The 14,870-nt window shown below is 57.9% G+C and carries 10 protein-coding genes and 1 pseudogene; 6 read left to right on the top strand and 5 right to left on the bottom strand.

Features of this window, described 5'->3' with window-relative positions:
• Window positions 1–476 precede the first annotated feature (476 nt).
• Genes J4E08_RS17175 through J4E08_RS17190 form a run of 4 tightly spaced genes read left to right on the top strand, consistent with a single transcriptional unit; the run spans window position 477 to window position 3,691 of the window.
• Window positions 477–1,964 (top strand): FAD-binding oxidoreductase, encoded by a 1,488-nt coding sequence (locus tag J4E08_RS17175; protein WP_349539553.1) that lies wholly within the window; start codon window positions 477–479, stop codon window positions 1,962–1,964.
• Window positions 1,961–2,365 carry a hypothetical protein gene (locus tag J4E08_RS17180; protein WP_349539554.1) on the top strand — a complete coding sequence of 135 codons (405 nt, stop codon included), beginning with the start codon at window positions 1,961–1,963 and terminating at the stop codon, window positions 2,363–2,365. The genes J4E08_RS17175 and J4E08_RS17180 overlap by 4 nt, the downstream gene beginning before the upstream one ends.
• A complete protein-coding gene (locus J4E08_RS17185) occupies window positions 2,362–3,414 on the top strand; it encodes a hypothetical protein (protein WP_349539555.1) in 1,053 nt (350 codons plus the stop codon). Before J4E08_RS17180 ends, J4E08_RS17185 begins: the two co-directional genes overlap by 4 nt.
• Complete coding sequence (locus tag J4E08_RS17190) at window positions 3,404–3,691, top strand: hypothetical protein (RefSeq protein ID WP_349539556.1); 288 nt, start codon at window positions 3,404–3,406, stop codon at window positions 3,689–3,691. Before J4E08_RS17185 ends, J4E08_RS17190 begins: the two co-directional genes overlap by 11 nt.
• A gap of 487 nt (window positions 3,692–4,178) precedes the next feature.
• Here J4E08_RS17190 and J4E08_RS17195 read toward each other — a convergent pair whose 3' ends face one another.
• Window positions 4,179–4,811 (bottom strand): tyrosine-type recombinase/integrase, encoded by a 633-nt coding sequence (locus tag J4E08_RS17195; protein ID WP_349539557.1) that lies wholly within the window; start codon window positions 4,809–4,811, stop codon window positions 4,179–4,181.
• 393 nt (window positions 4,812–5,204) lie between these two features.
• Between J4E08_RS17195 and J4E08_RS17200 the strand changes: the two are divergent.
• Window positions 5,205–6,003, top strand: a pseudogene (locus tag J4E08_RS17200) (IS5 family transposase).
• Between the two features lie 128 nt (window positions 6,004–6,131).
• Here the strand turns inward: J4E08_RS17200 and J4E08_RS17205 are convergent.
• Window positions 6,132–7,442, bottom strand: coding sequence for a peptidoglycan-binding domain-containing protein (locus tag J4E08_RS17205; protein ID WP_349539559.1), 1,311 nt, complete (start codon window positions 7,440–7,442; stop codon window positions 6,132–6,134).
• 432 nt (window positions 7,443–7,874) lie between these two features.
• Window positions 7,875–10,025, bottom strand: a complete 2,151-nt coding sequence (locus J4E08_RS17210; protein WP_349539561.1) for a methyl-accepting chemotaxis protein — start codon at window positions 10,023–10,025, stop codon at window positions 7,875–7,877.
• Window positions 10,026–10,734: 709 nt separating this feature from the next.
• Between J4E08_RS17210 and J4E08_RS17215 the strand changes: the two genes are divergently transcribed.
• A complete protein-coding gene (locus tag J4E08_RS17215; RefSeq protein WP_349539562.1) occupies window positions 10,735–10,998 on the top strand; it encodes a hypothetical protein in 264 nt (87 codons plus the stop codon).
• A 435-nt stretch (window positions 10,999–11,433) separates the two neighbouring features.
• Here the strand turns inward: J4E08_RS17215 and J4E08_RS17220 are convergent, their stop codons facing one another.
• Window positions 11,434–13,446, bottom strand: a complete 2,013-nt coding sequence (locus J4E08_RS17220) for a CocE/NonD family hydrolase (RefSeq protein ID WP_349539563.1) — start codon at window positions 13,444–13,446, stop codon at window positions 11,434–11,436.
• A gap of 72 nt (window positions 13,447–13,518) precedes the next feature.
• Entirely contained in the window at window positions 13,519–14,817 is a 1,299-nt protein-coding gene (locus J4E08_RS17225; RefSeq protein WP_349539564.1) for an ATP-grasp domain-containing protein, read from the bottom strand.
• Between the last annotated feature and the right edge of the window lie 53 nt (window positions 14,818–14,870).

Below are 14,870 nucleotides of genomic sequence, written 5' to 3' on the forward strand. Positions count from 1 at the left end.
ACGATCATCGCAACGCAATGAACAACTGCCAAGTTGTGATCCTTTACTGGCTTATGGATTCTGGGCGAAACCTGTAAATGCGTAGGACGCGCTGGTCTCCAAGTCCACTTCCTGCACAGTTCCGCCGTTCTTGACTTGCTCAGCAAACGGCCGCTTTCCGTCCTTGGTGTCGACCGACTCGAACGGCTCAATACTGCCGTTGGCTATCACCTATCCAATCTGTGTCGCGGCCTGCGAGACGTGCTGTTGATCCATCGCGCTGCATTCCCGGCGATATGGGCACATAAGCCACGCCTCGAAAAGGCCCCACCTGTCTTACTAAGAGCATGACAACAGGCGGAATTTCGTACCTTTCATATCCTCGTAACAGGCGTAGGATTGCCCATCACAATTGCCCGCTGAGAACAAAAAGCCGCTTCCGACGGCAGGATCAAGTAAACCCCCGAATGGCAACGCCATCGACGAGGAGAACAGCCATGAAAACATTCACCCGACGCGCTGCCCTTTTCGGCGCAGGCAGCGTTGCGGGCTGGACTCTGTCGAGAGCGCTTGGATCAGATCTGCCTGTCTACGAAGGAACCAAGCGCACCTTTCCCAAGGTCGGCACACCTACTCTGAACGATGCAAGCGGCCTGTCGCCCACACCAATCCACAAACACATGGTTGTGACAGAAGATCCAGACGATGCCCTGATCACCCTTGTTCGACAAGAGCTTGCTGCCGCGCGCAAAGACGGGCGGGCGCTGAATATCGGGGCTGCACGGCATTCCATGGGGGGCCAAGCCATTCCCCGCAACGGTACAGCCATGACCTTTGACAATGGCTATGTGGAACTGGACAGCGCCAGCAAGACCTATCGCGCACATGCTGGGGCCCGTTGGTCTCAGGTGATCAGCGCCGTTGATCCTGAAGGGTTTTCGCCGGCAGTCATGCAATCGAACCATGATTTCGGTGTCGCCGCGACGTTTTCGGTGAATGCCCACGGCTGGCCGGTGCCCTATGGGCCGATGGGCGCAACCGTGCGGGCCTTGCGAATGGTTCTGCCAAGCGGCGATCTGGTAATTTGCTCACCATCGCAGAACGCCGATCTCTTTAATCTCGCGATGGGGGGATACGGGCTGATCGGTGTGATCGTAGATCTCGAAGTCGACATGGTGCCCAACAGCCGGCTTGTTCCGCGGTTTGATGTCATGGAAGCCACGAATTTTGCCGATGCCCTTGATGCGGTTGTCAAAGACCCAGATGTAACAATGGCCTATGGCCGTCTGAACGTGGAGCGGGAGGAGTTCTTTACCAAGGCTTTGCTTGTCAGCTACCGCGAAACCCAAGACCAGACTGACCTGCCGCCAGCGTCGGGTTCGGGCTGGATGTCGCATATTGCCAGTCGGATTTACCGCGCACAATTGGGCAATGAGACAATGAAGACCTTCAGGTGGTGGAATGAAACGTCCCTCGGCCCGTCACTTGGTGGGCATGACGTCACCCGCAACTCCTTGATCAATGAACCGGTCGTGACGCTGGATGACCGCAACCCGGACCGAACCGACATCCTGCACGAGTATTTCGTTGGGTTGGACCGGTTCGGCGAATTCCTGACGGCCTGCCGGGACGTGATCCCCGCAAGTTATCAGGAGTTTCTGAATGTCACTTTGCGTTACGTGGCGCAGGACGATCAAAGCGTACTGTCCTACGCCAAGGTGCCGCGCATCGCTGCGGTGATGTCCTTCAGTCAGGAAATGACCGCCCGCGCCGAGGCCGATATGGCGCGCATGACCCGCGAGTTGATTGACAGGATCAGCTCTATCGGCGGGGCCTATTACCTGCCGTACCGCCCACACGCGACCGTCGCACAACTGTCGCAAACCTATGAACGAGCGGCCGAATTTTCGCGCGCAAAACGCGATCTGGACCGCGATTTGGTCCTGCGCAACAATCTCTGGGACAGCTATTTGAGGCACATATGAGCAATTTGCAAAAGCTTGCGCTGGGATATTTCGTGGCGCTGATGATCGCCGCCTCGCTGAATTACATCCCCGGGCTGACCGACGAAAACGGCTTGGCGTTCGGTATTTTCTCGCTGGATATTTACGATGACGCCTTGCACGTCGCCTCGGCTTTGTGGGCGCTTGTGGCCGGGCTGCTGTCTCACCGGGCAGCGCGAAGCTTTCTGATCCTCTTCGGTCTGGCCTATCTGGGCGATGGTATTTTCGGGATCTTCACGGGCTATGGCTTCCTCGATCTGGGGATTTTCACCAACCGCTCTGCCGGTTTTGATGTCTCCCTGCCGCGCATTCTGGCGAACCTGCCGCATCTGGGGCTGGGCGGTTTGGCGGTCTGGGCAGGATTCAGGTCCTCCCCGGAATGAGGCGCTTGTGGATATGGGGAAGACGGGCCGGGATCGTTGCGCTTTTGCTTGTCGCAGGCCTTCTTGCACCTGTGGTCTGGGTGGAGACCATGTGCCGGGGGCGCGGCGTGCCGTCGCCCTACTCGGCCTTGTTGCCGCCCTCCGCGTACCGGTTGGAATCCCGCACGCTGCTGACCTACCCGGAATGGCACATTGTTCACGCCTATGACGACTATGCCGAGGTTATCCGCACCGGCGACCCGCATGAATTTGGCTATGTTCAGAGCGTTGCGGGATTCTGGTCGTCGCTTTGTGTCTTGAATGAAACGGCGTCCACCGTTGGTGACGTAGACTTTGCCACCAAACAGATGGTCTTTGTCATTGGGGTCAGTTTCACTGCCGAACTGATGCTGAAGGCAGCCTACGAAGAAACAATTGGCCGGCTGTTTGCATGGCAACGGGGGGCAGAGCGCGCACCGCTGGATGACCTTTCGGCAGCTCAGGCGGCGGAATACGCGGAATTTCTGCAGCAGGTGCCCTGGTACCAGTGGGACTTTCGCCAAGACGCAGAGGCCCTTCGCCAATCAGCCACCGACGTTTTGCGTGATCGCGAGCGGCGCTTTGCGCTGGGGCTCGAATATGGCGCCAAGGCAGCCTATGCGGATCTGATCGCCCAAGCCGTTGCCGCAACCGGGTTCGACGAGCTTCGCCTGCGCATGGTTGTGTCCGGCAAACCGGCCGAAGACCTTGCCGCCTATGACGCGGTCCAACTTATTGAAACCATCCCGGAAGGCATCGTCATCGAGACCCCACGGTATCGCGCCCTGACACATCTGCTTGAGGCCATGGCGCAGGACGGTTGGCAATTTCGCGAGATCGCCGGCAACGACGACATTCTCTTTACCGTTCTGTCGGATCACCCAACCCATCAAGACGCAATTGCCAGCTTCCCAAGACAGGGCTACGGTGACTTCCGCCATCTGGTGATGGTCAAAGTCTCCGCACTTTCCGACCAACTCCAAAACCTACAAGTATCTGGCGCCCGTTTGGAGCATGTCCATGACTATTAGGGGCCTCCTTTATACTCTGCCGATCGCAGTCACGGGCTGGCTTCTGACGTTGATGTCGGTCAGCCTCCTGACCGATGAAGCGCCGGCTCAGGTGGTCGTGTTTCCCTCTGAAAGCTTCATGCAATCCCTGCCGGCTGATGTTGCCATACTGGGCAGCAATGACATCAGCGTAACACTCACCGCGCCCCGTACCAGTTTTGCGGCATCGCTGTACCGTTCGGGCGCGCGCATTGTCTTGCCCGCAGGTTTGCCAGGTTGCCTGCCCTTGTCGCGGTAGATCACGCCCCTTGGACCTTGACCGTCGGAAGTTGCTGAGCGACGCACGAAAACTCGGCTCGGTGAAACGGCACCGCAGCGTGGCCATCCAGTCCCAAGGTCGGATTTGAGCCGGACCCGTTAGGGGTGGCACTTGGTACAACAGAGTGTAGGGGGCCGAAATCTGGGGAGGTGCTCTACAGTAGAAATCGCGTACAGATTGGAAAGTTGTGCGTTGGGAAACCGTGAAGGCTGTTGCAAGCGACGACTTCACGCGAGCAGTCGGGTTTATACCTATAGCTCGCACGCATATGCTCTTTAGCGTTCGGAGTTCTGGGATTGACATGCTGGCAGCTCCAACCTTGGACAGCGCTCAGGCTGTTCTACGGCGCATATTCACTGGCTGGTGTGCGTTTGCCGAGAATGTCGGCCATGCGCACTGAGACCGCAGAAACGTTAAGGGGCGATCAATGACGGCAATGGGCCGTCCGTGCAGGTGGCCCATGCCTTTAGATTTCGATAGCTTCCGCGATAGCCAGCGCATCTTCAAGCTCAACGCCCAAGTATCTGACTGTGCTGTCCATCTTGGTATGGCCCAGCAACAGCTGGACTGCCCGAAGGTTGCCCGTCTTCTTATAGATTTGGGTCACCTTCGTTCGCCGCATCGAGTGCGTGCCATAGGCGGTGGCCTCCAGACCGATGGATGTCACCCAGTCACGGACAATACGCGCGTACTGGCGGGTCGAGATGTGAAGCCGGTCGTGAAAACGCCCAGGCCAGAGGTATTCGGATCCGACCATCAGCGGCTCCCGCATCCACCTTACGAGCGATGCACGGGTGCCTTCAGAGATTTCGAAGCGCACAGGTTTCTGGGTCTTGCTCTGTAGAACTGACGCGCGTTCCTTAATTTGACCTGACGCCATGACATCGACCACCTTCATCTTCACCAAGTCGCAGCCGCGCAGCTTGCTGTCGATAGCAAGATTGAAAAGGGCCAGATCGTGGTGGTTCTCGGCCAGCTCCAGCCGCACCCTGATTGCCCAGACATGTTTGGGCTTAAGCGGTCTTTTCTGGCCGACGATCCGGCCTTTGTTCCAGGCTGGACGCAGTGCGCGGATGGCGGGTAAGTTTGGTGTTTCCATGATGTATCCTCCAATCCACCACGCCCACCCACATCGACAACCCGACGTTGACAAGACATTATAGCACATGATGCTGCGGCGCCTCGGAGGTCGGCTTTGAGCCCATGTTGACCGATGCTGCGCAGAGAGCGAACGTCAGCTATCCCTCAGGTTCGCAGCGTTCCAGAGGTTGAATTATAACTAGGGCCGTCTTGATGGCGCTTTCAGTTTCATGTTCTGATATGAACCCTCCTTTCAACATATCTGATAGCACGAAATTTCTGCGCTCAACGGCTCGGTAGTAGGACCTCACAGGATGAAAATGCAAAGGGGCTTTGGGCAGTGCTGCTAGGGTCTGGACCCATTGATCTCAGCCGAGCGTCGTGTTTCACCGCCGAAAAACTGAGCGGTGACATGTCTGATCTTTTCTGGTTAAGCGACCCGCAGATGACGCGTTTGAAGCCCTATTTTCCGAAGCCCTACGGCAAGGCAAGGGGTGATGACCGCAAGGTGCTCAAAGGGATTATTTTCTTCAACCGCAATGGGTTACGCTGGCGCGATGCGCCCAAAGAATACGGCCCTCACAAGACCCTCTATAACCGATGGAAGCGGCGGAGCGACAAGGGCGTCTTTGCTCGGATCATGGCTGGCTTGGCTGCCGAGCATCGAGAAAGGAAGACCGTGATGATTGACGCGACTTACCTCAAGGCACACCGCACCGCGACCAGCATGGGCGTGAAAAAGGGGGGCGTGGACGCCTGATCGGGCGCACCAAGGGCGTTATGAATACCAAGCTGCACGCGGTCTGCGATAGCCAGGGGCGGCCGATCAGCTTGTTCGTGACCGCCAGGCAGGTCAGCGACTACATCGGTGCCCGGGCCTTGCTGAGCAGCGTGCCAAATGTCGACTGGTTGCTCGGTGACCGCGGCTATGACGCTGATTGGTTCAGAGAAGCGTTGCGAGACAAAGGGATACGCGCCTGCATCCCGGGTCGTAAGCAGCGCAATACCACAGTGAAATACCCCTCTCGGGACATTGCTTTGCAATGCCCTGCCGGGCAAGGGACAAGCGCCGCTACAAACGCCGAAATAGAATCGAGATCATGTTCGGCAGGTTGAAGGATTGGAGAAGGGTCGCGACCCGGTACGACAGGTGCCCAAAGGTCTTCTTGTCCGCAATCGCTCTCGCTGCGACCATCATCTATTGGTTATGAGTCCAGACCCTAGCAGCGCATCCGTACAGCCATCGTTCACCCTGCGTGGTGCATTAGCCCCAGTTTGACCGCAGTCGAGCGGATGCGTTTTGCGGGGCAAGAAGACGCCACACATCAACGCTGGCAGCTTACTCTTCCAAGATCCCCATCTTGACAAGCGCCGCCCGATCCGGCGCCCCGGTTTCGGGCAATCCGACAGACGCTTGGTAGCCCGCCATTGCGTTTCGCGATCCTGGTCCCCACTGACCATCCGGCGTCCCCGCATCGAAGCCAGCCGCATTGAGTAGAGTCTGTATGGCCTTGTAGTCGTCCCGACCAAGATCGAGCAAACTAAAATGGCAAGCGCCCGCCACTTCTTCGAAAACTCGCTCTGATCCATCCATCTTGAGCGAAAGATCGTGAAACTGGCCGCGGTCGCCCTCCAAGCGCAAAAATATTTTTTCCTCTCCGACAAGTTTACGGATGAAATCCTGCGCCTTGACACCAAAGAGCCCGGCGCCCTTGTTGCTGGTCAATTTAGACCAAAGCTGCGGCATCGCTTTTTCGCTCCCAATCCGAACTGTGACGGGCAGCGTGTTAGATTGGAAGTCCCGCATTATGAAGCTGCCGGCATCGAAAATCACGCGTGCCTCCCTTTCATGGCACGCCACCTTAAGTGAAGGATGATCCGAATATCCGGTTCCGAAATCCGAAACATTCATGGCGAACACCTGAGGGGAGTCATCAAGAGCCGCTCGTGAACGCTCTATCCCCCACCAGCCCACGATCGTAAAATCACCGTCGGCGAGCTGCTTGAACACGTCTATGTCGTAGTCAATCTCCGGATGCTCAGGGTCCGCCCAATCCGGCTTGGAAGAGGCATCCCCTCCGATTCCTTCCGTAGCGGATGCCTCTTCCGTACGCGCGATCGGCGTAGGCGCCTGCGGCGGCCCACTAGTCGGGAAGGCAATCCCATACTGTGCCCGAAACCAAGCTTGGCGCAGTTGGGCGAGGCTCAACTTCTCGGTCTCGTATCGCGTGAGTGCAAGAGCCTGCATCAGGCCACCAGAGTTATCGGCTTCAACTTTCGCAGCATCGACATTTTCTTGCTGGGTCTGAATATCAGCGAGGATGCTCTCGGCCAGCGCCGGGTCTGGCTGAACCGCAGGAACCACAATCTCGATCGGCGCACCAGATTCCTCGGCTGCGAGCCGCGCTTCCAGGATTGATTTAGTCAAGCGCAACGTCTCTAGGTTAAGAGAAGCAATAAGGGCGAGTGCTCCGCCTTCATAGCTTTCATTTGATGTCTCGATTTCAGAAATCTCCATTTCCATCACGGCGATGCCGGAACGGATGGAGTCGAGGTCTTCTGACGCACCCTGCCCAACTGAAACCGAAGCAGAAAATATCAGGCCAAGAGAAAAGGCCGCCCCAGCAAACAAAGAATTTCGATTGGGCATTGTTCCAGGAACTCCTCAGATCTGAACACACCCATAATGCCGATCAGGCTCTCAACCGCAAAACATGATTTTCACAAAACGTCAGATTGGGGGCGACGTCTGAGGGCACAATAACCTATCGCTTGATGTTCTGCGATGCTGCGACCGTGTTCGTGCGACTGCTTCTGGGAAGCTGCGGCGCAGTTATTGGCCACCCCGGGAGCGGCAGCTCTGGTCCGGGCCTGCCCCTGAGCCTGGGGCGACCTCAGATGCGGCGCTGTTACGTTGCAGCATGACCGGTGCGGAGGGATCTGCCCTTGCAGACTCAGCCTTTTGACGAGATCAGGCGACGTTTCATCATGCGACGCCACGCGCGGAAGCCCTCTCTCTCTGCAATTTAATCACTCAAGCACACCCGTCCGGAAACACGGCGGACTTTACTGCTTTGCCCGGTTAGGCGGCACGCTGTCCAAGGGCGACGCCGCCCCCTATTTGAAAGCTTTTTACCATATCATGCAGCGCTCTGGCCTCATCATTGAGAAGTCCGGAGGATGCAGAGGTTTCCTCCACCATGGCGGCATTCTGCTGGGTCATCTGATCCATCTGGTTCACCGCAATGTTGATTTCCTTCAGCCCTGATGACTGCTCCTGAGCCGACTTGGAAATGTGCTGGATAAGACCATTGATCGACTGAACCTGGTCCGCGATGCGCGTCAGCAGTTCACCGGTTTCCCCGACCATTGCTACACCTTGTCCAACCTGTTCCCTGGAGGTCGAAATCAAGGACTTGATCTCCTTTGCCGCGTGCGCCGATCGCTGCGCCAGCTCACGGACTTCTTGGGCTACAACCGCAAAACCGCGGCCCGCCTCACCCGCTCGCGCAGCCTCTACACCAGCATTCAGTGCCAGAAGATTGGTCTGGAACGCTATCTCGTCGATCACGCTGATGATCTTTGCGACCTTGTCGGAAGAATCTTCGATGCTCTCCATGGCGTCCGCGGCGCGCTGTACGATCTGGCCGGAGCGATCCGCATCTGCGCAAGCGCCATTGACCGTCTCGGCGGCTTGGCCGGCATTATTGGCACTTTCATTGAGATTGTGGGTAATTTCACACAGCGCAGCAGTAGTTTCTTCCAAGCCCGCCGCCTGCTGCTCTGTTCGCCTGGCAAGCTGATCAGCGCTACTGCTAATCTCGCCAGATCCGGCATCGATAGTGCTGATAGTGGTATTGAGACGCGTGATGGTTTGCTCAAGGCTATGCATTGTTGAATTAAAATTGTCGCGAAGTGCAGCATAGGTGCCGGGGAAATGGCCATCGATGCGATAGGTCAGAATTCCCTCCGATAGTTTGGATAGTCCAAAGCCGAGCGCTTCCACCACCTGATCAGCCGCGCGCCGCTGAAGATCATTGGTTTCTTCAAGCTGCTGGCCTTCAGCAAGCTTATGACGGAAAGCTTCGAGCGATGTTGCCAGCGCACTAATTTCGTCACCTCGGTTCTGGCCGGATACCGGCTTTTCGTAATGCCCGGCAGACAGGTGTACGACTTCCCCGAGCAGCGCCGAGACAGGCTTTTGTATAAATCTGCGGACAGCCAGTAGAAGCGAAACGATCACCGCGCACAAAATCAGCAGACCGCCGACGATCAGAATCATGGTCTGCTCGTTGACGATTGTCGAAACCGCCGAAACCGGAACGTCTACAACTATGAACCAGCGCGTGTTCAAACCAGACAGCTCAAAGGGATAAATGACCCGGTAAACGCCTTCCCCGTCTGCTCCGACCACATCGTTGATGATGCTGATCCTACCATCCTTCATAGCAGCCGTGACCTTGTCGGCACCTTCCGCTTCATAAGGTTGCATGATCAGGTTTTCGTTCGGCGCTGTCAGCCATTTCCCAGTTGCTGAAAGCAGGTAAACGCGTCCAGTTCCAAAAGGCCGCTCGTCCTTGAGCGAGTTCGCAAGGTTGCCCAGACCAATATCGATACCAAGTACGCCATGCAGCGTACCATTGGAAACGACTGGTTCGGCGATGCTCATCATCAACAGGCCGCCTACCGAATCTTCCTGATAGGGTTCGGTTGCGGTTGCTTGACGAGTTGTCGCCGGGATATTGAAATAGGAAGCCGTGTAGTCAATTTCACCCGGCAGGATCAATTGAAGGCCGTCGTCGGCGCGGGTCCAATATGGCGTAAATTGGCCATGCGCATTCGTGCCTTGGGCCTCATTCGACAAAGTTCCAATTTGTCCATCGAACCCCCTGTCCGCTTCCAGCATCCAGGAACCGAACACCAGATCGGAATTCTCGATCAGTGTCGGCAACATCATTGTCACCATGGCGCGGTCGATCGTGCCGACTTCACGGCCCTTTTGCACCGCGCCGGCCAGGGATTTGGTCATACCCGCAAGCCCGCCAATCTTGGCGTTGAAGCCCTGCGCCGTTGCGCTGGCATCCGCACTTGCCCGATCAAGCGTCTTGGTCAGCGTCCGGTCGCGCACCTGACTGATAACCACTGCAAAGGTCAAAGCCAGAAACAGGGTGATAGCGGTTGCGCTGACTGCCAGCAATTTGAAGGCCAGGGACCTACTGAAGAGCTTGTTCATCGGGATGAACTCCGGTTTGAATTTTAAATATCGGCGCATTCCAAAAGAATGGACATTCCATCGGAGTAGGTTTCTCCCAACATGTATCCATGAACCGAATAATGAACTCATAAGCTTCGTCTGATCTATGTCTTAGGATGCGCTGATTTCCGAACGATTGGGTTTAGAATTTTCATCTACTGGAGATGAACTAGCGGCGTTCAGCGAACCTCCCGGTGATCTTCTTTCCCACATTTTTAAGCACCCTAACTGACGTCTCCCAAGTGACCTGAAGTAGGGAAGGAAGCCCCCCCTGAGGTGGCCACCGGATCAGGCGTCTTTCGCGCCAAGCGGAGTCCGCGTTCGCACCTGAGGTCCGCACTGGGCGGATCGGGCGAGCAATCCGCATCTTCATTGCCCGGCAGCGATTTCTTCAATGAGGTGGACAGATCTGTGGTGATGATTTCGATATCTTTGGGTCATGATCGTGATCAACGAATGACGGAGGCGTTCGACGAAGGATTCTGGCGGCGCACCATCAGGTGAACGGCAGCTTTGACGGAGTACGCTGCAGCATTCTGATACAGGGCCGAAGGTTGGCAATGGGCGATACGTTTGAATTTCCTCACGATCCGACTTCATGGCCTTTGAAGGCCACCATGGGCATCACGACTTGCAAACGCGATGCGCCGTGTGGTCGCCGGCGGAGAGCTCAGGGTTCGGGACTTGGATGCCCCTCATCGCGGGGTTTGTGCTGCTGATTGCTTGCGGCGAATTGCCGGTGCGAGGCGTGGTACGGGCCGGGCTCAGCGGCTCGCCCGGCATTGCCTATGGCGATATCGTGGGCTCCGATGTTGCCAACATCCGGTCGATAGGCGGCATTTCGGCGTTGATCTGCCCGGTGATCGTTGCCGAGGCTGATTGTGAGCCGCTTTTCCGTGACCATGGCTTTAACCGTCTTTGCGTCCGCTTTGTTGGGAAATGGTTGAAATGAGCGCAAAGGCTCCCGCTTCCCAGAAACGGCCGGGATAAGCTCGCCTTCAATTCTCTTGGACGCCTTGCTGGATCATTTGAAACCCTGTTTCTCTGAAAGACCTTTTTCTGAGAACGACGTCGCGCGCCATTGACATATTGCAATTACAGGTTGTGAGCCTAGAGGCTCGGGCGAACACACCGCCCGGGCCTTAACATTGTACGGCCACTACCGCTTTGCGTCGGGCTTCTTGTTGCAGGTCGAAGCCGATCGGAACGGAGGAAGAAAGCCAACGTGTAAACGTAACGCTTGCCATTTGGTTGCAGGTCTTACCAGTTGACTGTCACGCCGTAGGTCCGACCAAACATCGATTGACGTGCGAGAGTTCGCACCGAGACAAGACGTCAGGATCCTTTCGCTTGACCGCCCGCCCTAGATGCACGGCCAAGCCGCCCTTCAGACAAGGTGGCGGGGGATCGACCGCGTCCACTCTAAGTCGCGAACCAGTGTCTCCCCTTCCCAAGCACGCAGGCGCGCGACGATGTGGAAAGCCTCGCGGTCGCTGGTCAGTGTTGTTTCCGTCACCGACTTAATCGACCAGTCGCCACGCGACATCTCATGCACCCAGACCACTTGCCCCTCAGCCGACAATGGGTCGTGCGGCAGTACGGAGTAGCGTTCGCGCACGTCGGCCGAGTGGAACAGGTCGTGCAGCGTGATGCGGGCGGCGCCCTCATGATCGAATGTTTCGATGACCACGCGGCCGGTGTTGCGATCCTCGGTGACGCTCCAACCGGAATGCGGCTCGACATCGTAATCGACCTCCAGCGGTTCCGCTGACCGGGGCGGGTCGAAACGGTCGGGCACCGTCAGATCACCGGAGCGCATCGGCAGTGTCAGTGCACAGCGCGCCGGGATCAGAGTCAGCCTCACCGGTTCCGGGGCGGGCCAGATGATTGGAAAATAGCAACTGGACAAGCTCAGGCGGATGCGATGCCCGGCGCGGAAAGTCTGCGCGACGTGCTTCATCTCGACCTCGGCGGTGTAGGTCTCGCCGGGGACCAGCGCTTCGGGCGTCTCGTGACTGTCGCGGTGGGTCAGGTTCAGCACGCCGTAGCTGACGCGCGTGGCCGCACCGTCCGGAGCCACGTCCATCAAGCGAGCTGCGACTTGCGCCACGGGACGGTCCACCTGAAAGGTCAGCGTCACGGTCGCGTCACCGGCCATATGCGTGTTTTCGGTCAGCGGAGCTGTCTCGAACACCAGGCTGCCTGCATCCTCGCGCCGCTGGTCGCCCGGCTGATCGCCACGCTTGGCGTATGAACACCACTTGCCCGCATGCGACCCGACCCAAAGCGGCGAGCTGATATGCAACCGATCATCCTGCCCCGCATCGCCGCCCAACCGTCCATCAGTGCCCAGCGAGAAAACTTGGCGGTCGATGTTTGGCGAAGGCCAGGCCGGTTCCGTGATCCAATGCCCGTCGCGCTGCGCGTAATGGCCATGTGGCTCGGCGTGATCCTGAAGAAACAGGCGCAAAGGGTCCTCGTCCATGATGCCGGTATCGACACCCTTCAACCAATGATCCCACCAGCGGGTTTCCTCGGTGAGCCAGTCGATGGCAGGTCCGGGTTCGCCCAGGTGCGGATATTTGTGGGACCACGGCCCGACGATGCCCTTGACAGGCGCCTGAAGTGTCTCGACCAGCCGGAACACGGCGCGGCAATACCCGTCAGCCCAGCCCGACACCGCGTAGACCGGGATCTTGATCGCGCCGATATCCTCGCAGACCGAGCCGTGCTTCCAGAACGCATCGCGCGTTTGGTGGCGCAGCCATTCGTCCAGCCACAGCCCCGACTCGTCCAGCCGTTGGTGCCACATCTCGCGCCAGCGCTCGCCCACATGAGCTGGGTCAGGCGGCAGCGTATTGATCCCGAACATCACCGACGACCAGGACAGGTGATCGACTAACAGCGCACCGCCCATATAGTGGATATCGTCGGCGTAACGGTCATCGGTCGAACAGATCGTCACCACCGCCTTGAGCGCCGGCGGCTGCAAGGCGGCCAGTTGCAGCCCGTTGAAGCCACCCCAGGAAATGCCGACAATGCCGACGCCGCCATCGCACCAACCCTGCTCTGCGATCCAGGCGATGGCATCGCAGCCGTCCTGAAGCTCGACCGATGTGTATTCATCGGTCATCACGCCTTCGGATTCGCCACTGCCACGAATGTCCAGCCTGACATAGGCATAGCCCTGTGCCGCGATCCACGGCGCGCGCGCGTGATCCCGTTCCAGCGTCTTGTCGTTCTTGCGGTAAGGTATGTATTCAAGGATCGCCGGAACGGGGGAGCCCTCCGCACTCTCGGGCAGCCAGACGCGCGCGGCCAGCAGCGTTCCGTCGGGCATCGGAATCTCCAGATGCTCGATCTCGCGCACCACGCATGGAAGGTCGGTATCAATCTTCATTTGCTCGCTTGCCTATTATCGCAGGGGCCAAAGGGGCGTATCGGCGGTTTCGGACACGAAGTCCATTCGGCGCTATTCGACGATATCCGTGAATTCGTAATTCAGGCGTTTCATCACCTGCTCGTAGTTCCACAGCAGCTTCGACTGCTTGGTCGCCCCCATCCAAACCGAGGCGACGGCAAAGCTGTAGGCGTCCTGTTCGGGCAATTCGGACAGTTGCATCCCCTTCGACACGTATGAGCTGATACGCGTTCCTTCTACCTGTTCGGCGGCGACCTCGATCTCGGCTCGCGAGGGCGTGCGTGCGATTGTCGCGTCGCGGAAGAACACGCGGTAGAAGAATTCTGCGGCCACGTTCTGCGGCCCCTCGCGATGGGGCAGGTCCGGCTTGCGACCCAGGCCCAGATCGACGGTCACCTGCTGGTGGCTGACACCGTCGACCATCTCGAACAGGTCGCAATGCGACTGCGCAATGCGGGTATTGATTTCAAGCAGCCAGATCTTGTCCTGGACCTCGTCCCAGTAATACTCGATGTTGAAGCCCGCATTGTCATAGCCGATATGCGCCATGATCGTGCGCGTAATCTCCCACATCTTTTCCTGCACCTTGGGCGGGAGCTGCGACGGGTACAGGTAGTAGTAAAAGCTCAGAACCTGCGGGTAGCGGATCGAATCCACCGTGCCGTACGGCACGACGTCGCCATCATGCACGTAGCCTTCGACAGTGCATTGTCGGCCACCGATGACCTGTTCGGCCATGCAGTAGTGCCCCTCGACCGCGCGGATGTCGTCGGGCATCTCGGCCTGGCTCAGGACATGGTCGAACGGCTCGCCGATTGAACGGATCTCGGCGCGCAGCTTTTCGGTGGCAAAGTCGAAATCCTCGGGGCTGTCGATGCGAAAGCCCAACCGCGAACCCGACGACTTGATCGGTTTGACAAAAAACGGAAAGCGCAGGTCGGCTTCGCCGATCTTTGACAGCGCGGTCTCGTCGAACGGGTCGAAGGCAGTGAATTTCGGGATGTGGTCGGGGATCGCCTCGCGCATCACGCTACGCGACCAGTACTTGTGCTCGCATTTCAGCAGGCTTTCCAGCGATGCCTGCGGCGTGCCGTATTTCTTACAAAGGATCGGCAGCATGGTCGAAACGGGAAAGTCGATGTACCCGACGATCGCATTGATCGATCCGTCATGCGCGTCAAGCGTTGCCTCGGCCTCGGCCAACATCGCGGGAATGTCGAAATCCTGGGTTTCTGAAACCTGGGCCGGGCTCAGCAGCGGATGGAATTTCACATCCTCGACGCCGCGAAGGCGTTTCAGCCGTTCGGCATTCAGATCGTTGAGTCCAATGACGAATACGTGTTTGGTCATGTTTGCGCCCTCCCGAGACGTCGGTGCGTGGATGGGCCGGACGGGCGCTTGAG

It is taken from the genome of Sagittula sp. NFXS13, assembly GCF_040148795.1.
Classification (GTDB): Bacteria; Pseudomonadota; Alphaproteobacteria; order Rhodobacterales; family Rhodobacteraceae; genus Sagittula; species Sagittula marina.

What these genes read in the sequence shown, in the direction of transcription:
- J4E08_RS17175 (WP_349539553.1), top strand. Translation starts at nt 477, where the DNA reads ATGAAAACATTCACCCGACGCGCTGCCCTTTTCGGCGCAGGCAGCGTT.
- J4E08_RS17180 (WP_349539554.1), top strand. Translation starts at nt 1,961, where the DNA reads ATGAGCAATTTGCAAAAGCTTGCGCTGGGATATTTCGTGGCGCTGATG.
- J4E08_RS17185 (WP_349539555.1), top strand. Translation starts at nt 2,362, where the DNA reads ATGAGGCGCTTGTGGATATGGGGAAGACGGGCCGGGATCGTTGCGCTT.
- J4E08_RS17190 (WP_349539556.1), top strand. Translation starts at nt 3,404, where the DNA reads ATGACTATTAGGGGCCTCCTTTATACTCTGCCGATCGCAGTCACGGGC.
- J4E08_RS17195 (WP_349539557.1), bottom strand. Translation starts at nt 4,811, where the DNA reads ATGGAAACACCAAACTTACCCGCCATCCGCGCACTGCGTCCAGCCTGG.
- J4E08_RS17205 (WP_349539559.1), bottom strand. Translation starts at nt 7,442, where the DNA reads ATGCCCAATCGAAATTCTTTGTTTGCTGGGGCGGCCTTTTCTCTTGGC.
- J4E08_RS17210 (WP_349539561.1), bottom strand. Translation starts at nt 10,025, where the DNA reads ATGAACAAGCTCTTCAGTAGGTCCCTGGCCTTCAAATTGCTGGCAGTC.
- J4E08_RS17215 (WP_349539562.1), top strand. Translation starts at nt 10,735, where the DNA reads ATGCCCCTCATCGCGGGGTTTGTGCTGCTGATTGCTTGCGGCGAATTG.
- J4E08_RS17220 (WP_349539563.1), bottom strand. Translation starts at nt 13,446, where the DNA reads ATGAAGATTGATACCGACCTTCCATGCGTGGTGCGCGAGATCGAGCAT.
- J4E08_RS17225 (WP_349539564.1), bottom strand. Translation starts at nt 14,817, where the DNA reads ATGACCAAACACGTATTCGTCATTGGACTCAACGATCTGAATGCCGAA.